Annotated in this window: 13 protein-coding genes; 3 read left to right on the top strand and 10 right to left on the bottom strand. The window is 71.1% G+C overall.

All coding sequences use genetic code 11. The features are described from left to right. Nucleotides 1-254: 254 nt before the first annotated feature. The 5 genes from ACZ55A_RS33840 to ureA all read right to left on the bottom strand — a co-directional run bounded on the left by ACZ55A_RS33840 (nucleotide 255) and on the right by ureA (nucleotide 5,868). Nucleotides 255-1,583 carry an MFS transporter gene (locus ACZ55A_RS33840; protein ID WP_468848448.1) on the bottom strand — a complete coding sequence of 443 codons (1,329 nt, stop codon included), beginning with the start codon at nucleotides 1,581-1,583 and terminating at the stop codon, nucleotides 255-257. A 147-nt stretch (nucleotides 1,584-1,730) separates the two neighbouring features. Beyond that, nucleotides 1,731-2,339: a TetR/AcrR family transcriptional regulator gene (locus ACZ55A_RS33835; RefSeq protein WP_468848445.1), complete on the bottom strand. Its 609-nt coding sequence runs from the start codon at nucleotides 2,337-2,339 to the stop codon at nucleotides 1,731-1,733. A 35-nt stretch (nucleotides 2,340-2,374) separates the two neighbouring features. Next, nucleotides 2,375-3,415 carry an agmatine deiminase family protein gene (locus ACZ55A_RS33830; RefSeq protein WP_468848442.1) on the bottom strand — a complete coding sequence of 347 codons (1,041 nt, stop codon included), beginning with the start codon at nucleotides 3,413-3,415 and terminating at the stop codon, nucleotides 2,375-2,377. Between the two features lie 57 nt (nucleotides 3,416-3,472). Continuing rightward, on the bottom strand, nucleotides 3,473-5,161 hold the full coding sequence (locus tag ACZ55A_RS33825; RefSeq protein ID WP_468848439.1) for an urease subunit alpha: 1,689 nt from the start codon (nucleotides 5,159-5,161) through the stop codon (nucleotides 3,473-3,475). After that, on the bottom strand, nucleotides 5,158-5,868 hold the full coding sequence (gene ureA / locus ACZ55A_RS33820; RefSeq protein WP_468848437.1) for an urease subunit gamma: 711 nt from the start codon (nucleotides 5,866-5,868) through the stop codon (nucleotides 5,158-5,160). Before ureA ends, ACZ55A_RS33825 begins: the two co-directional genes overlap by 4 nt. Nucleotides 5,869-6,113: 245 nt before the next feature. On the opposite strand from ureA, the gene ACZ55A_RS33815 reads away from it, so the two are divergent. After that, nucleotides 6,114-7,565, top strand: a complete 1,452-nt coding sequence (locus ACZ55A_RS33815) for a cytosine permease (protein WP_468848435.1) — start codon at nucleotides 6,114-6,116, stop codon at nucleotides 7,563-7,565. An 85-nt stretch (nucleotides 7,566-7,650) separates the two neighbouring features. Here ACZ55A_RS33815 and ACZ55A_RS33810 read toward each other — a convergent pair whose 3' ends face one another. After that, complete coding sequence (locus tag ACZ55A_RS33810; protein WP_468848432.1) at nucleotides 7,651-8,739, bottom strand: branched-chain amino acid aminotransferase; 1,089 nt, start codon at nucleotides 8,737-8,739, stop codon at nucleotides 7,651-7,653. A 391-nt stretch (nucleotides 8,740-9,130) separates the two neighbouring features. Continuing rightward, nucleotides 9,131-10,171 carry a 3-isopropylmalate dehydrogenase gene (locus tag ACZ55A_RS33805; RefSeq protein ID WP_468848429.1) on the bottom strand — a complete coding sequence of 347 codons (1,041 nt, stop codon included), beginning with the start codon at nucleotides 10,169-10,171 and terminating at the stop codon, nucleotides 9,131-9,133. A 128-nt stretch (nucleotides 10,172-10,299) separates the two neighbouring features. Here ACZ55A_RS33805 and ACZ55A_RS33800 point away from each other — a divergent pair, with 128 nt between their 5' ends. After that, nucleotides 10,300-11,910, top strand: a complete 1,611-nt coding sequence (locus ACZ55A_RS33800; protein ID WP_468848426.1) for a purple acid phosphatase family protein — start codon at nucleotides 10,300-10,302, stop codon at nucleotides 11,908-11,910. A gap of 144 nt (nucleotides 11,911-12,054) precedes the next feature. Here ACZ55A_RS33800 and ACZ55A_RS33795 read toward each other — a convergent pair whose 3' ends face one another. The 3 genes from ACZ55A_RS33795 to ACZ55A_RS33785 all read right to left on the bottom strand — a co-directional run bounded on the left by ACZ55A_RS33795 (nucleotide 12,055) and on the right by ACZ55A_RS33785 (nucleotide 15,184). Next, entirely contained in the window at nucleotides 12,055-12,186 is a 132-nt protein-coding gene (locus ACZ55A_RS33795; RefSeq protein WP_468848423.1) for a hypothetical protein, read from the bottom strand. Between the two features lie 356 nt (nucleotides 12,187-12,542). Beyond that, nucleotides 12,543-14,183, bottom strand: a complete 1,641-nt coding sequence (gene pruA / locus ACZ55A_RS33790; RefSeq protein WP_468848420.1) for an L-glutamate gamma-semialdehyde dehydrogenase — start codon at nucleotides 14,181-14,183, stop codon at nucleotides 12,543-12,545. 74 nt (nucleotides 14,184-14,257) lie between these two features. Then, nucleotides 14,258-15,184, bottom strand: coding sequence for a proline dehydrogenase family protein (locus tag ACZ55A_RS33785; protein ID WP_468848417.1), 927 nt, complete (start codon nucleotides 15,182-15,184; stop codon nucleotides 14,258-14,260). A gap of 206 nt (nucleotides 15,185-15,390) precedes the next feature. Between ACZ55A_RS33785 and ACZ55A_RS33780 the strand changes: the two genes are divergently transcribed. Beyond that, complete coding sequence (locus ACZ55A_RS33780) at nucleotides 15,391-16,662, top strand: PucR family transcriptional regulator (RefSeq protein ID WP_468848414.1); 1,272 nt, start codon at nucleotides 15,391-15,393, stop codon at nucleotides 16,660-16,662. The last annotated feature ends 40 nt before the right edge of the window (nucleotides 16,663-16,702 follow it).

Here is a 16,702-nt window from a genome sequence, read left to right as displayed (position 1 = left end):
ACCTCTCGCGGGTGCGAGAGGTCTGCGCGCGGGTCTGGGACGACGATGGCCGCGCCGTACTCGGTTCGTACGGGGCGGTCACTGCGGACCGGCGCGCCTGCTGCCAATAATCATGGCGAACGAGAGCACGGTCCGCAGTGTGCCATATCGGGCGCACCGCGCACTCGGCAGTCTCACTATGCGGGCGGCCCGTCCACGCCAGGAGCGGGGTGGCCTCCCCCGGCCGGGGAAGGCCACCGTCCCGCGGCGGGTGCTCAGTCGGCGACGGGTTCCCGCCCCGGCGTCCGCGCGGCGCCCGTGCGCTCCTCGGCCCCGACCCGGTAGAGATCGATGGTCCGGGTCTCCCGCATGGTGATGTAGACGATCAGCGAGACGGCCGCGCATCCCGCCACATACCAGTAGTAACCGGACTCGATCCCGCCGTTCTTGAACCACAGGGCGACATATTCCGCGGTGCCGCCGAACAGCGCGTTGGCGATCGCGTAGGGCAGTGCGACGCCCAGCGCCCGCACGCCGGTCGGGAACAGCTCGGCCTTCACACAGGCGTTGATCGACGTGTAGCCGGTGATCACCAGCAGCGCCAGCAGCGACAGTCCGAGCGCCGGCCAGAAGCTGCCGGCGTGCTTGAGCAGCGTCATGATCGGCACGGTCAGGAACGTCGAGCCGACCGCGAAGGTGATCAGCAGCGGCCGCCGTCCGATCCGGTCGGAGAGCCGGCCGGCCAGCGGCTGGATGCACATGAAGAGGAAGAGGGCGCAGAAGCTCACCAGCGACGCGGTGGGCTTGTCCATCCCGGCGCTGCCCGAAAGGTACTTGGTGAGGTAGGTCGTGTACGTGTAGTACGCGACCGTGCCGCCCATGGTCAGCGCGATCACCAGGAACGCCTCGCGCTTGTGCGCCAGCAGCGCCTTGAGGGTGCCGCGCGCGGGGTCGCTGTTGGCGCTGTCGTCCGCGGCGTAGACCTCGGTCTCCAGCATGTTGCGGCGCAGGTAGAACACGATCGCGGCGCCCAGCGCGCCCACGATGAACGGGATCCGCCAGGCCCAGCTGTGCAGCGCGTCCTCGGACAGGGTGCGCTGGAGCACGATCTGGAGACCGAGACCGAGCAGTTGTCCGGCGGTCATCGACACGTACTGGAAGCTGGAGGCGAAACCGCGCCGCCCGGGAGCGGACGCCTCGGTGAGGTAGGTGGCGCTGGCCGCGTACTCCCCGCCGACCGAGAGCCCTTGCAGCATCCGGGCGAGGAGCAGTACAGCCACCCCGCCATAGCCGGCGACGCCGTACGTAGGCGCAATCGCGATCAGCACCGCCGAGGCGGACATCAGCGTGACGGTCAGCGTCAGCGCCGCCTTGCGCCCCCGCCGGTCACCGACCCGGCCGAGCACCCAGCCGCCCACCGGCCGCATGAAGAACCCGACCGCGAAGATCCCCATGGTGTTCATGAGGTTGGCGGTGTCATTCCCCTTCGGGAAGAACGAATCGGCGAAGTAGACCGCGAAACTGGCGTAGACGAACCAGTCGAACCACTCGACCATGTTGCCGGCCGAGCCGACCCAGATCTTCTTCCATTGCTCTCGTCCCATAGCCGCTCACGGTCGCGGACCCGGGGACGGTCGGCAAGAGCCGCGACGGCAACGATCGCGCGTACTTACGTGCGTTGTGGTCATACGGCCCAACTCCCGCTCCGCAGGGACGGATTCCGCCTGCTGAGCGGGGCCCGGCCGGATGCGTCACGGCGTCAGGGATTCATCGAGGAAGTCGCGTAGGTGGTCGCGCACCTGGGCGCGGTCCGTGCCCGGGAGGCCGACGACGAGGTGGGTGCCGAAACCGTCGAGGAGGGCGCGGATGCGGGTGGCGAGGCGTTCGGCGTCGACGGGGCGGAACTCGCCCTTGGAGGCGCCTTCCACGAGGAGGGCCACCAGGTCGCGGTGCCAGGCGAGTTCGAGTTCGAGCTGGCGCTCGCGGGTCTCGTCGTCGGCGTTCTGGGAACGGTTCCAGACCTCCAGCCAGAGGGTCCAGCGGGGGTCCCGGTGGCCCTCGGGGAGGTAGAGGTCGACGAGGGCGTCGAGGCGTTCACGGGCCGGGACCCGGCGGGAGAGGGCGGCCCGGCGCTCGGCGCCGAGCTGCTCCTCGCTCCACTGGAGGGTCTGCAGCAGCAGCTCGTCCTTCGTACCGAAGTAGTAGAGGATGTGGCCGCTGCTCATGCCGACCTCGCGGCCCAGGCCGGCCATGGTGAGCCGGTCCAGGCCCTCCGCGGCGATGGTGGCCATCGCCGCGGCGAGGACCTGCTCGCGAGGCTGGCTGAGCCGGCGCCGGGGACGGCGCGCGGGACCGGGCACGGGGACCTCCGGGGGCACGGGACGGGACCTGAGGATCAGGCCTTCGGCTGCTGCTGGGTGATGCAGTGGATACCGCCACCCGCTGCGAAGATCGTACGGGCGTCCACCAGGGTCACCGTCCGCTCGGGGAAGAGCCGGCGGAAGATGGCCGCGGCCTCCTCGTCGCGCGGGTCGTCGAAGGCGCACAGCACCACGCCATCGTTGCAGAGGTAGTGGTTGATGTAGGAGTAGTCGACCAGCTCGCCGTCCGCCTCGATGACGGTGGGGGCCGGGACCTCGACGACCTCCAGCCGGCGGCCCCTGGCGTCGGTGGAGGCGCGCAGCAGCTTGCCGATCTCGTTGCAGATCGCGTGGTCGGGGTGGTCCGGGTCGGGCTGGGTGTGCACCAGCACGGTGCCCGGGCGGGCGAAGGCGGCGACGATGTCGACATGGCCGCGGGTGCCGAACCGGCCGTAGTCGGCGGCCAGACCACGCGGCAGCCAGATCGCCTTGGTGGTGCCGAGGTGGGCGTGGATCTCGGCCTCGACCTCCTCGGCTGTGCGGCCGGGGTTACGGCCCGGGTCGAGCTGCACGGTCTCGGTGAGCAGGACGGTGCCCTCGCCGTCGATGTGGATGCCGCCGCCCTCGTTGACCAGTGAGGTGGCGTAGCGGCGGGCGCCGGCCAGCGCCGCGACCTGCGCGCCGATCTTCTCGTCGAGGTCCCAGCGGGCCCACTCCGCCGCGCCCCAGCCGTTGAACACCCAGTCGGTGGCGGCCAGCGCGCCCTTGCCGTCGGTGAGGAAGGTGGGGCCGATGTCGCGCATCCAGGCGTCGTTCAGCGGGCGCTCGACGAGGTCGATGTCCGGGCCGAGCAGCGCCCGGGCGCCCTCGGACTGGCCCGGGCCGACGACGACGGTGACCGGCTCGTGGCGGCGTACCGCGCGGGCGACGCCGGCCCAGGCGTGGCGCGCCCCGGCCAGGGCCTCGCCGCCCTCCGCACCGAAGGTGAAGTTGGGGCCGGGCCAGGCCATCCAGGTGCGCTCGTGGCGCGCCCACTCCGGGGGCATCCGGAAGCCGTCGGCGACAGGGGTGTTCATGCGGGTCCTCACGAGGATGGGGAACGGGCGAAGGAAAGCGGGGAACGGGGAACGGGGCTACAGGAAGTAGAGGCGGGAGAGGGAGACGGTGTCGGCGGGGGCGGAGCGCATCGGGTCGCCGTCGAGGGTGACCCATCCGCTGCGCCCGTCGACCTGGACGTCGCCGACCCGGGAGTTGTGGACGAGGTCGCGGGGGCCGATCCCGCGGGTGCCGCGGACGGCGACCCGGCGGCGGCGGGTGGGCATCCCGTCACCGCCCTGTTCGGCCGCGGCGCGGGCGACGAAGGCGACCGAGATCTCGGCGGGGGTCGCGCCGTGCGCCCCGAACTGCGGGCCGAGCACCAGCGGTTCGCAGGTGTCGGTGGCGGCGTTGGGGTCGCCGGTGACGCCGTAGGCGGGGAAGCCGGACTTCAGCACCAGCTGCGGCTTGGCGCCGAAGAACTGCGGCTGCCAGAGCACGAGGTCGGCCATCTTGCCGACCTCGAGGGAGCCGATCTCGTGCGAAAGGCCGTGGGCGATGGCGGGGTTGAGGGTGAGCTTGGCGATATAGCGCAGGACGCGGGCGTTGTCGTCGTGCGCCCCGTCTCCCTCCAGGGGCCCTCGCTCGGCCTTCATCTTGCCGGCCATCGCGAAGGTACGGCGTACGGTCTCGCCGGCCCGGCCCATGCCCTGGGCGTCGGAGGAGGTGATGCCGATCGCGCCGAGGTCGTGCAGCACGTCCTCCGCGCCCATGGTCCCGGCGCGGATGCGGTCGCGTGCCATCGCGGCGTCGCCCGGCAGGTCGGTCTTCAGGTCGTGGACCGAGACGATCATGCCGTAGTGCTCGGCGACCGCGTCCCGCCCGAAGGGAAGGGTGGGGTTGGTGGAGGAGCCGATGACGTTGGGGACGCCGGCCATCTTCAGGACGTTGGGGACATGGCCCCCGCCGCAGCCCTCGATGTGGAAGGCGTGGATGGTGCGGCCGTCCAGGACGCGCAGGGTGTCCTCGACGGTGAGGCATTCGTTGAGGCCGTCGCTGTGCAGCGCGACCTGGACGTCGTGGTCCTCGGCGACCCGCAGCGCGGTGTCCAGCGCACGGGCGTGCGCGCCCATGTCCTCGTGGACCTTGAAGCCGCAGGCGCCGCCCTCGGCCAGCGCCTCGACCAGCGGGGCGTCACCCGAGGACGAACCCCGGCCGAGGAAGCCGATGTTGACCGGCCAGGCGTCGAAGGCGCCGAAGGCGTGCCCCAGCGCCCAGGGGGAGTTGACGCCGACGCCCCAGACCGGCCCGAACTCCTGGCCGATGATGGTGGTCACGCCGGAGGCCAGTGAGGCCTCCATGACCCGCGGCGAGAGCAGATGGACATGGGTGTCCACGGCGCCGGCGGTGGCGATCATGCCCTCACCGGAGACGATCGAGGTGCCGGTGCCGACGACGACATCGACACCGTCGAGGGTGTCGGGGTTGCCGGCCCGTCCGATGGCGTGGATACGGCCCTCGCGGATGCCGATGGACACCTTGCGGATGCCCAGGACCGCGTCGATGACCAGGACGTTGCTGATCACCACATCGCAGGTCTCCCGGACCGCGGCGGCCTTGAGCAGCAGTCCGTCGCGGGCGGTCTTGCCGAAGCCGGCCAGGAACTCGTCGCCGGGGTGCTGGGAGTCCGACTCGACGCGGACGACCAGGCCCGTGTCGCCGAGCACGACCCGGTCGCCGGCCCGCGGGCCGTGCACCGATGCGTACTCACGAGGGTCGATGGTCATGCCTGTTCCTCCGCTCCCAGGTAGCCGCAGGCGGCGGCCCGCCGCAGCGCTTCCGGTTTCGCGCCCGGTGCGTCCAGCGGGCCGTCGACGAGACCGGCGAAGCCGATCGCGATCCGGTCGCCGCCGATCGGGACCAGCCCGACCTCGGAGGCGCCGCCGGGGTCGAACCGCACCGACGAGCCGGCCGGGACGCACAGCCGCATGCCGTACGCGGCCGAACGGTCGAAGTCCAGCCGGGGGTTGGCCTCGAAGAAGTGGAAGTGCGAGGTGACGCTGATGGGCACGGTCGCGGTGTTGCGCACGGTCAGCCGCACCGCGGGCGTGGGCTGCGGTCCTGCCGGGCCGGGGAGCACCGCGCCGGGCGCGGGCGCCCGGTCCTCGTCGCGCCCGGCAGCGGGCGCCCCGGCACCGATCGGATCGCTGACCACCGCGAGCCGGGAGCCGTCGTCGAAGACGGCCTCCACATGCACCTCGGTGACCACATCGGCCACGCCGGGAAGCACATCGTCCGGTCCGAGCACGCTGCGTGCCGCCTCGATGGCCTGAGCGAGGCGGCGCCCGTCCCGCGCCGCCTCGCAGACTGTGTCCGCGATCAACGCGGTCGCCTCGGGCACATTCAGCTTCAGTCCGCGGGCCCGGCGCGTCCGCGCCAGCTCGGCTGCGCCGAACAGCAGCAGCCGGTCGCGTTCCGTCGGGGTCAGCCGCATCCGATCCTGCCTTCCAGCTCGATTAGAGCATCACTCTAACCATGAAATTGGTCAACGCGGAAGCATTGACCTAGACAACAGGGATGAGTGACATTGAGCGCTGTTCTAAACAGACGGTGAATAGAGCACCGTTCAAATGATCTCGCAGCGCGAGTACCGCTCACTTCGAGCGCTGCCCACCTCACGGAGCACTGCACGCGGAGCACTGCTCACACACTGTTGTCCGGCCTCTCAGGGGAGCCCTCATGCCGATCGAACAACGCGGAGTCGACACCATCCCGGACGAGGAGCGCACCAGCGGTCCCCGTGACCTCATCTCGATCCTGCTGGGATCGAACCTCGCCCTCGGCGTGGTCATCTTCGGCTGGCTGCCGGTCTCCTTCGGACTCGGCTTCTGGGCGTCGGCCAGCTCCCTGGCGGCCGGCACCCTGATCGGTGCCGTGCTCACGGCGCCGCTCGCACTCGTCTCGCTGCGCAGCGCGACCAACCTGTCGACCAGCAGCGGCGCCCACTTCGGCGTACGCGGCCGGCTCATCGGCTCGGTCATCGGCCTGCTGCTCTCGCTCGGCTACACCGCACTGACCCTGTGGGTCGGCGGCGACGCCATGGTCGGCTGTCTGCACCGCCTCTTCGGCCTGCCGACCGGCGGCGCGTCATACGCCCTGGTCTACGCGGTGCTGGCCGGCGCCACCGCCGTGGGCGCGGTCTACGGCTACAAGGTGCTGCTGCGGATGAGCAAGGTGCTCTCCCTCGGCCTGACGGTCCTGCTCGCCGTCGGTGTGCTCGCCTACGCCCACACGTTCACCACCGCCCCGGTGCCCGGCACCTCGTACGCGCTCGGCGGCTTCTGGCAGACCTGGCTGCTGGCCGCCGTCTCCGCCGGCCTCAGCGGCCCGATCGCGTTCATCACCCTGCTCGGCGACTACAGCCGCTACATCTCGCCCCGCCGCCACAGCCCGAAGAAGGTCTTCGCGGCCACCTACCTCGGCCTGGTCGTCGGACTGCTGGTGCCGCAGCTCTTCGGCACCTTCAGCGCGCTCGCGGTCGGCGCGGGCGACGATTACGCGGGCCCGCTGGTGGCCGGCGCACCCTTCTGGTACCTGGCCCTCCTGCTGCTCAACGCCTCCGCCGGCTCGGTGGGCAACTCCGGCCTGATGCTCTACAGCATGGGGCTCGACCTGGACGCGATCCTGCCGCGCGCCACCCGCACCCAGGCCACCTACGTGGTCGCCGCCGTCTCCACCGCCCTGGTCTACGCCGGCCACTTCCTGTGGGCCGCGCAGGACGCGATGACCTCGTTCGTGCTGCTGATGACCGCCGTCGGCACGCCCTGGGCGGTGATCACCGTCATGGGCTTCGCCCGCTGCCGGGGTGCGTACGACGCGGACTCGCTCCAGGTCTACAACCGCGGCACCCGCGGCGGCGCGTACTGGTTCCGGGCCGGCTGGAACGTCCAGGCCACCGTCGCCTGGGCGCTGGGCTCCGTGGTCGGCCTGATGTGCGTGGACACCCCGCTCTACCAGGGGCCGCTGCTGTCCTGGACGGGCGGGATCGACCTGAGCTTCGTACTGGCCGCCGCGGTGGCCGGCGTCGTCCACCACGCGCTCACCGCCCGGCAGCCGCGCCCGGTCCCGGCGCTGCGGACCACGCCCACCGCGACAGCCGCCGCGCCGGACACCCCCGCGGAGGTCGGCTGACCCGGCGCCCGGACACGGCAGCGGCCGCCCCCGACCGTGCGTCGGGGGCGGCCGCTGTGAGGTCCGGGGAGCGCCCGGGCCGGGATCAGCCCAGGGGGTGCATCCAGCCGTGCTTGTCCTCGGCGACGCCGCGCTGGATGTCCAGCAGCGCCTCGCGCAGCTTCAGGGTGACCTTGCCGGGCTCGCCACCGGACTGGGTCCACTCACCGCCCGCGCTCTTGACCGTCCCGACCGGGGTGATCACGGCGGCCGTACCGCAGGCGAAGACCTCGGTGAGCGTGCCGTTCGCCGTGTCGGCCTTCCACTGGTCGATGGAGACCCGGGCCTCCGCCGACTCGTAGCCCAGGTCGCGGGCGACGGAGAGCAGGGAGTCACGGGTGACGCCGGCGAGCAGCGAGCCGGTGAGGGTGGGGGTGACGAGCTTGTCGCCGTAGACGAAGTACAGGTTCATCCCGCCCAGTTCCTCGACCCACTTGTGCTCCACGGCGTCGAGGTAGGCGACCTGGTCGCAGCCGTGCACCGCGGCCTCCGCCTGCGCGAGCAGCGAAGCGGCGTAGTTGCCGCCGGTCTTGGCGTCGCCCATGCCGCCAGGCACCGCACGCACCCGGTTCTCGGACAGCCAGATGGACACCGGCTTGACGCCGCCGGCGAAGTAGGCGCCGGCGGGCGAGGCGATGACCACGAAGAGGTATTCGTTGGCGGGCTTCACACCGAGGCCGACCTCGGTCGCGATCATGAACGGGCGCAGATAGAGCGACTCCTCGCCGCCGTGCGCGGGCACCCAGTCCTTGTCCTGCTTGACGAGCAGGTCGCAGGCCTCGATGAAGGTCTCGACGGGCAGCTCCGGCATGGCCAGCCGGCGCGCCGAGGCCTGGAAGCGCCGGGCATTGGCATCGGGGCGGAACGTGGCGACGGAACCGTCGGGCTGCCGGTAGGCCTTCAGACCCTCGAAGATCTCCTGCGCGTAGTGCAGGACATTGGTCGCCGGGTCCAGGGAGAGCGGCCCGTACGGCACGAGCTGCCCGTCGTGCCAGCCGCGTCCCTCGGTCCACTTGATCGTCACCATGTGGTCGGTGAAGTGGCGGCCGAAGCCGGGGGAGGCCAGGATCTGCTCCCGCTCCGCGTCGGACAGCGGATGCGAGGAGGGCTTGAGCTCGATCGTGGGCGTCGTCATGTATGCGTGTCCTTCACTGCGTGTTCCGATACCTGGGCCCCTCCCAGCGTCAGCGGGGGGAGCGTCACCGGCCCAGCCCTCCGGCCGGGGGTAAGGGGGTCGGCCCCCCACCATGCGGCACCGGTGCGGTTTGCGGCGGCCGCGCGCACGGACGCACTCCTGAACGTACCGGTCGTTACTGGGACGTCCGAGTTTCCCCGCGGACGGCGATGCCACGTCCGATTATCGCCTGTGGCCCGATGCCGCTGGAACCGGTGTGCGCGGTCCGCGTCCGATCGTCGCACCCAACCGGGCGGTAGCCCAGAGCGGGGCCCTACCGAAAGCGCCGGACCTGGGGTTTCGACCCCTGGCCCGGCGCTTTCCGTAACGCTGCTCGGTTGCTGCGCGGGCCTCAGCCCGCCACGCGTGCGGCGAGCGCATCGCCGATCTCGTCCGTGCTGCGGGCCGTGCCGTCCCGGGCCTCCAGGTCGGCCGCGACGGCCTCCTCGATACGGGCGGCCTGCGGCTCGAAGCCGAGGTGCCGCAGGAGCAGGGCGACGGAGAGGACGGTCGCGGTCGGGTCGGCCTTGCCGGTGCCGGCGATGTCCGGGGCGGAGCCGTGCACCGGCTCGAACATCGAGGGGAACTGACCGGTCGGGTTGATGTTGCCGGAGGCGGCCAGGCCGATACCGCCGGTGACGGCCGCGGCGAGGTCGGTGAGGATGTCGCCGAAGAGGTTGTCGGTGACGATCACATCGAACCGCTCGGGCTGGGTGACGAAGAAGATCGTCGCGGCGTCGACATGCAGATAGTCGGTGGTGACCTCGGGGTACTCCGCACCGACCTGGTCGAAGATCTTCTTCCACATGTGACCGGCGTAGACCAGCACATTGTTCTTGTGCACCAGCGTCAGCTTCTTGCGCGGGCGGGCGTTGGCGCGCTCGTACGCGTCCCGGACCACACGCTCGACACCGTAGGCGGTGTTCACGCTGACCTCGGTGGCGACCTCGGCGGGGGTGCCGGTGCGCAGCGAGCCGCCGTTGCCGGTGTACGGGCCCTCGGTGCCCTCACGCACCACGACGAAGTCGATCTCGGGGTCACCGGCCAGCGGGGTGGCGGTGTTCGGGAAGAGCTTCGACGGGCGCAGGTTGACGAAGTGGTCGAAGGCGAAGCGGAGTTTGAGCAGCAGCCCGCGCTCCAGCACACCGGACGGAACGGACGGGTCGCCGATCGCGCCGAGCAGGATCGCGTCGTGCTGCTTGAGGGATTCCAGCTCCGCGTCGGGCAGGGTCTCGCCGGTCGCATGCCATCGCTTGGCACCGAGGTCGTACTCCTTGGTTTCCAGCTTGACGTCCTGCGGGAGGACCGCGGTCAGGACCTTGAGGCCCTGGGCCACGACTTCCTGGCCGATACCGTCACCGGGGATCACTGCGAGGCGAATGCTGCGAGACATATCTGGACCCTACTCTTCGTCCCATTCATTGACACGTAACGTCCGTCATGCGGACAGGCGGTTGCCGGTCAGCTGCCGTTCACCCCAACGCCCCTTGATCGTCGGGTAATGCTGCGAAATTCGACGGCATGACTGGAAACCGCTGGGGGGACACTCCCCTGCCCTCGCACACCCCGCGCGTCGGCGTACCGGAGCAGCTGGCAGCCCGGATGACCATGCCCGAGCAGCACGACTACCTCCGCACGAAGCTGACCCGCCGCGGTCTGCTGCGTACCTCGGCGGCCACCGCGGGGGCAGTCGCCGGCTCCGGTCTGCTGGCCGGCTCGGCGCACGCGGGCTCCCCCACCCTGGTGACCTCGTCCGCCACCCCCACCGTCGACGGCTCCCTCGTCGCCCCCTTCGGCCGCCACCTCGCCTTCGGCGCCGATCCCAAGAGCCAGATGCGGGTGAGCTGGCAGGTGCCGTTCGCGGTCCGGCGGCCGTACCTCCGGGTGGGCCTGACGCCCTGGGACCTCGGGCGCAAGATCGAGGCCGAGGTGCGCGACCTGCACACCCCGGCGCTCTCCACGAAGCTGCCCGCCGTCCAGCAGTACTACCTGCACGCGGCGCTCGACGGACTGCGGCCCGGCACCACGTACTACTACGGCGTCGGCCACGACGGCTTCGACCCCGCCGACCCGCGCCACTTCACCACGCTCGGCACCTTCCGTACCGCCCCCGCCCGCGCCGAGAAGTTCGTCTTCACCGCCTTCGGCGACCAGGGCGTCAGCTACCACGCGCTCGCCAACGACCAGCTGATCCTGGGTCAGAACCCGTCCTTCCACCTGCACGCGGGCGACATCTGCTACGCGGACACCGACGGCGACGGCTCCGAACACGACGCCTACGACGCCCGGGTCTGGGACCAGTTCCTCGCCCAGACCGAGTCGGTGGCCAAGTCCGTGCCGTGGATGGTGACCACCGGCAACCACGACATGGAGGCCTGGTACTCGCCCAACGGCTACGGCGGCCAGAACGCCCGCTGGTCGCTGCCGGACAACGGCCCCGACGCCGAGAACGCCCCCGGCATCTACTCCTTCACCTACGGCAATGTCGCGGTCGTCGCACTCGACGCCAACGACGTCTCGTACGAGATCCCCGCCAACCAGGGCTACACCGGCGGCAGGCAGACCCGCTGGCTCGACCGCCGCCTGGCCGCACTCCGCGCCGCCCAGGGCATCGATTTCATCGTGGTCTTCTTCCACCACTGCGCCTTCTCGACCACCAACTCGCACGCCTCCGACGGCGGGGTGCGCGACGCCTGGCTGCCACTGTTCGAGAAGCACCAGGTGGACCTGGTCATCAACGGCCACAACCACGTCTATGAGCGGACCGACGCCCTCAAGGGCGGCCGGGTCGCCAAGAAGATGCCGGTCGGCGAGACCGTGGACACCACCCGCGAGGGCATCGTGTACGTCACGGCCGGCGGCGCGGGCAGGGCCCTCTACGACTTCCCGGTTCCCGACAGCTACGAGGGCCACGTCAAGGACCTCGACCACGTCGACACGTACCACTGGTCCAAGGGCCAGGTGAAGACCAAGGACACCGTCGAGTGGTCCCGGGTCCGCTACACCGGCTACTCCTTCATCGCCGTCGAGGTCTCCCCGGGCCACCGCCCGCGGATGAAGGTCACCGCCCTCGCCGAATCCGGCGAGCGCATCGACCACTTCGAGGTCACCCGCGCCCACCGGGCCGGCTGACGCACCTCGCGGGGGCACCCGGGACCCGGGTGCCCCTCAGGCGTTCACTACGGACAGATCCAACGGACCAGGGACGCCCGGATCCGCCACAAGCAACGGCACGGCACCGACGACAGCGCCGCACCCGCGTGCCCGCGCATCGTCTCAGTGCCCGGTCGCGCCGCCGTTGTCCCGGCGGTCGAGGGCGCGCTGGAGGGCGGCCGCGGCGTTCCTGCGGTCGGCTTCGCTGGTCGTACGGGCGCAGCGACGGGTCCTGCGGACGGCGGTCTCGGCCATGATTCACGTCTCCAATGCCAAAAGCCCCGAGAACGGAGGGATGCGTCGATCCAGAAGCGGCCGGAAGGGGCGGGGGCCTCGGCGCAGCAGGGGTCACCTGCACGGTCGCACCGGGCCGCATCCGCACGCGCTCGATGGAGCGATACGTTCGGCTCCTACAAAGCTAGGACAGCCGGGCCGTGATGTCTGCACAATTACTTGGGCTTCCTACTATTTGAGACGGCGACCGCGTACTCGAACGGGTGATCCACGGACAGTCGCAGGTCGTGGGCGTACCGGTGCTCCCCGGCTGACACCACACCGACGGCCCGGCACCCCTGGAAAGGGGCGCCGGGCCGTCGGCGTGCGTGCGGGTGTCAGCCCATGTGCGGGTAGCGGTAGTCGGTCGGCGGGACCAGGGTCTCCTTGATGGAGCGGGTGGAGGTCCAGCGCATCAGGTTCTGCTTGGCGCCGGCCTTGTCGTTGGTGCCGGAGGCGCGGCCGCCACCGAAGGGCTGCTGGCCGACGACGGCGCCGGTGGGCTTGTCGTTGATGTAGAAGTTGCCGGCCGCGAAGCGCAGCTTCTCGCAGGTGGCGGCGGCCGCCGCGCGGTCCTGGGCGATGACGCAGCCGGTCAGGCCGTAGGCCGAGGCGGACTCCATCTGGGTGAGCATGGCGTCGTAGCCCTCGTCGGTCTCGTCGTCGTAGACGAACACACCGAGGATCGGGCCGAAGTACTCGTCCCTGAAGATCTCGTTGTCCGGGTCGGTGGAGGCCAGGACCGTCGGGCGGACGAAGTAGCCCTCGCTGTCGTCGTACGTGCCGCCGGCCACGACCTCGATGGTCGGGTCGGACTTGGCGCGGTCGATCGCCGCCTTGTTCTTGGCGAAGGAGCGCTCGTCGATGACCGCGCCCATGAAGTTCGCCAGGTTGGTGACGTCACCCATGGTGAGGGACTCGACCTCGGCGGCGAACTCCTCCTTGAAGCCGGCGTTCCACAGCGAGGCCGGGACGTAGGCGCGGGAGGCCGCGGAGCACTTCTGGCCCTGGAACTCGAAGGCGCCACGGGTCATGGCGGTCTTCAGCACGGCGCGGTCGGCCGAGGGGTGGGCGACGATGAAGTCCTTGCCGCCGGTCTCGCCGACGAGCCGCGGGTAGGTCTTGTAGTTCTCGATGTTGTTGCCGACCGTCTTCCACAGGTACTGGAAGGTCTTGGTCGAGCCGGTGAAGTGGATGCCCGCCAGGTCGGGGTGGGTCAGCGCCACCTCGGAGACGTCCTTGCCGTCACCGGTGACGAGGTTGATCACGCCCTTGGGCAGCCCGGCCTCCTCCAGCAGCTGCATCAGCAGCACGGCGGCGAAGGTCTGGGTCGGGGACGGCTTCCAGACGACCACGTTGCCCATGAGGGCGGGGGCGGTCGGGAGGTTGCCGGCGATCGCGGTGAAGTTGAACGGCGTGATCGCGTAGACGAAGCCTTCGAGCGGGCGGTGGTCCGAGCGGTTCCAGACGCCCGGGGAGTTCGCCGGGGGCTGCTCGGCGAGGATCTGGCGCGCGAAGTGCACATTGAAGCGCCAGAAGTCGATCAGCTCACAGGGCGTGTCGATCTCGGCCTGCTGCGCGGTCTTGGACTGGCCGAGCATGGTGGCGGCGGCCAGCGTCTCGCGCCAGGGGCCGGAGAGCAGCTCGGCGGCCCGGAGGATGATCGCGGCACGGTCGTCGAAGGACATCGCCCGCCAGGCCGGGGCGGCGGCCAGCGCGGCGTCCACCGCGTCCTGGGCGTCCTGGACCGTGGCGTTGGCGTACGTGCCGAGCCGGGCCGCGTGGTTGTGCGGCTGGACGACGTCGAAGCGCTCGCCGCCACCCATGCGCCGCACACCGCCGATGGTCATCGGCAGCTCGATCGGGTTGTCGGCCAGCTCCTTGAGCTTGGCCTCCAGACGGGACCGCTCCGGGGTGCCGGGGGCGTAGGTGTGGACCGGCTCGTTCACCGGCACGGGGACCTGGGTCACAGCGTCCATGGCCGTTCTCCTTCGATCGTCGGTTCGTACGTACGTAAAAGGCCGGGGGCCGGGGCTCAGCCGGGGGCCGGGGCTCAGCCGCGGGTCGCGAGCGACCGCAGGAAGAAGCCGAGGTTCGCGGGGCGCTCGGCGAGGCGGCGCATGAAGTATCCGTACCAGTCCGTGCCATAGGGGATGTACACCCGCATACGGTTCCCCTCGGCGACCAGCCGCTGCTGCTCCGTCTCGCGGATGCCGTAGAGCATCTGGAACTCGTAGTCGGCCGGCTTGCGTCCGTTGCGGTGCGCCAGCTCCTGGGCGATGGCCACCATGCGGGGGTCGTGCGATCCGATCATGGGGTAGCCCTGCCCGGCCATCAAGATCTTCAGACAGCGCACATAGGCCTTGTCGACCTCCCGCTTCTCCTGGAAGGCAACGGTCGCGGGCTCCTTGTACGCGCCCTTGACCAGCCGCACCCGGGAACCTTCCCCGGACAGCGCGTGGCAGTCGTCCTCGGTGCGGAACAGGTAGGACTGGAGTACCGCACCCGTCTGGGGGAAGTGCTCGCGCAGCTCGGCGAGGATCGCGAGGGTGGAGTCGACCGTGGTGTGGTCCTCCATGTCGAGGGTCACCGTCGTACCGGCCTCGGCGGCGGCCTCGACCACCGGGGTGACGTTCTTGAGCGCCAGCTCGTGGCCGCCGGGCAGCGCCTGGCCGAACGCGGAGAGCTTCACCGACATCTCGGCCTTGACGCCGAGTCCGTGCTCCTTGAGTGCGCCCGCCAGCCGGAGGTAGGCGTCGCGGTTGCGCAGCGCCTCGGCCGGGTCGGTGATGTCCTCGCCGAGGTGGTCGAGGGTGACCTCCAGGCCGCGCGCGGCCAGGCCCCGTACGGCGGCCATGGATTCCTCCAGGCGCTCGCCGGCGACGAACCGGTCCACCACGGGGCGGGTGACCGGAGCGGCCGCCACGATGCGGCGGATGCGGTCGCTGCGCGCCGCGGCGAGAAGCACGGGACCCAGCATGGGGCACCTCCACGTTTCAGGATGACAAATGCCTGCGGACGCCGTTTGGCGCGGACACGTCGGCAACATCGGGCCACCTGAAATTTAAGGATCGCGCCACTTCGCGGCCATCGACAGCTGTCACGCCTTCGTGGTCGGGATCTCAGACAGATGTATGAGAATGGTGGCGGGAGCGACCAGTGCGACAGGAGAGGACCGGCTGACCGATGCGGGGCGACTATCAGCAGCTCGTGGACGAGATCTCCGCGGCGCTCGGCGCACCGGCGACGCTGGAGGACCGGGACTTCGGACTGATCGCGTTCGGTGCCCACGAGAGCGACGACGACGAGGTCATGGACCCGGTACGGACCCGTTCGATCCTCCAGCGCCGCTCCTCGGCGGCGGTACGGGCCTGGTTCGAGGCCTTCGGGATCGCCCGCGCCAAGGCACCGCTGCGGATTCCGCCGGACCCGGCGGCCGGGGTCTTCAGAGGCCGGATCTGTCTTCCCGTACGCCATCGGGGCATCGTGCACGGCTATGTCTGGCTGCTGGACGACGGGCATCTGGCCGACCTCGCCCTCGGCGGCCACGGCGCCCCGCCCGACCCCCGGATCGCCCAGGCCATGGAGACCGCCGCCCGGATCGGCGCACTGCTGGCCGACGAGGCCCGCACCGGACTGGAACTCGGCGATCTGCTGCGGGAGTTGCTGCTCGCACCGGCCGACGGCCGGCCGGCCGCGGCGGACGCACTGGGCGATGCCCTGCGGGACAGCCTGCGCTTCACACCGGGCGTGCCGCTCACCCTGGTCGCGGTGGTGCCCTGGGACTCCTCGGACACCGGCGCGGCACCGCTGCCGAGTCTGCCGGGCCTGCTCGCGGCCTGTCCGCTGCGGGCCGCCGGCCCCCGGCAGCCCGCGACGGCCCTGCCCGCGCTGGCCGCGCTGGTACGACTGGGCTCGACCGGTGCGCTCACCCCGGCCCATACGGTGGCCGAGCAGCTGCTGCGCTCCCCGCGCGCGGGCGCCGCACCGGCCGCCGTGGGCGCGTCCGGCCCGGGGCGGTCCGGCACCGGGGCACCCGCGCGGCGCCGCCCGGGTACCGCCGGCATCGGCCTCGGCACGACGGAGCTCACCGGGCTGCCGGCCACCTGGCGGGAGGCGCTGGACGCGGCCCGCGCGGCCCGCGCCGAGCCCCGGCTGGGCCCGGTCACCCAGTGGGACGCCATCGGCTCGTACCGCATGCTGACCGCACTGGCGGCGACCGAACCCGACCCGGCGATCGCCCCGCTGCTCACCGCCACCCATGCCGAACTCGCCCGCACCACCGAGGTGTTCCTCGACTGCGCGGGCCAGGCGAGCCGCACCGCCCAGGCACTGGGCATCCACCGCCAGACCCTCTACTACCGCCTGGGCCGGGTGGAGAAGCTGACCGGCCTCGACCTGGACGACGGCGAACACCGGCTGCTGCTGCACATGGCCCTGAAGGCGGCGCGGCTGTAGCCCTCCGCGCCGAACTCCGGCCCGGCCGACGGCCGTTCGG

This window comes from Streptomyces sp. NPDC034111 (assembly GCF_055575375.1).
Note: the sequence above shows the minus strand (reverse complement) of the source record. Positions and strands in the feature narration are given on the sequence as shown.

Excerpts from the sequence above, each read along its gene's own strand:
- ACZ55A_RS33840 (WP_468848448.1), bottom strand. The coding sequence starts at position 1,583 with ATGGGACGAGAGCAATGGAAGAAGATCTGGGTCGGCTCGGCCGGCAAC.
- ACZ55A_RS33830 (WP_468848442.1), bottom strand. The coding sequence starts at position 3,415 with ATGAACACCCCTGTCGCCGACGGCTTCCGGATGCCCCCGGAGTGGGCG.
- ACZ55A_RS33825 (WP_468848439.1), bottom strand. The coding sequence starts at position 5,161 with ATGACCATCGACCCTCGTGAGTACGCATCGGTGCACGGCCCGCGGGCC.
- ureA (WP_468848437.1), bottom strand. The coding sequence starts at position 5,868 with ATGCGGCTGACCCCGACGGAACGCGACCGGCTGCTGCTGTTCGGCGCA.
- ACZ55A_RS33815 (WP_468848435.1), top strand. The coding sequence starts at position 6,114 with ATGCCGATCGAACAACGCGGAGTCGACACCATCCCGGACGAGGAGCGC.
- ACZ55A_RS33810 (WP_468848432.1), bottom strand. The coding sequence starts at position 8,739 with ATGACGACGCCCACGATCGAGCTCAAGCCCTCCTCGCATCCGCTGTCC.
- ACZ55A_RS33805 (WP_468848429.1), bottom strand. The coding sequence starts at position 10,171 with ATGTCTCGCAGCATTCGCCTCGCAGTGATCCCCGGTGACGGTATCGGC.
- ACZ55A_RS33800 (WP_468848426.1), top strand. The coding sequence starts at position 10,300 with ATGACTGGAAACCGCTGGGGGGACACTCCCCTGCCCTCGCACACCCCG.
- ACZ55A_RS33795 (WP_468848423.1), bottom strand. The coding sequence starts at position 12,186 with ATGGCCGAGACCGCCGTCCGCAGGACCCGTCGCTGCGCCCGTACGACC.
- pruA (WP_468848420.1), bottom strand. The coding sequence starts at position 14,183 with ATGGACGCTGTGACCCAGGTCCCCGTGCCGGTGAACGAGCCGGTCCAC.
- ACZ55A_RS33785 (WP_468848417.1), bottom strand. The coding sequence starts at position 15,184 with ATGCTGGGTCCCGTGCTTCTCGCCGCGGCGCGCAGCGACCGCATCCGC.
- ACZ55A_RS33780 (WP_468848414.1), top strand. The coding sequence starts at position 15,391 with ATGCGGGGCGACTATCAGCAGCTCGTGGACGAGATCTCCGCGGCGCTC.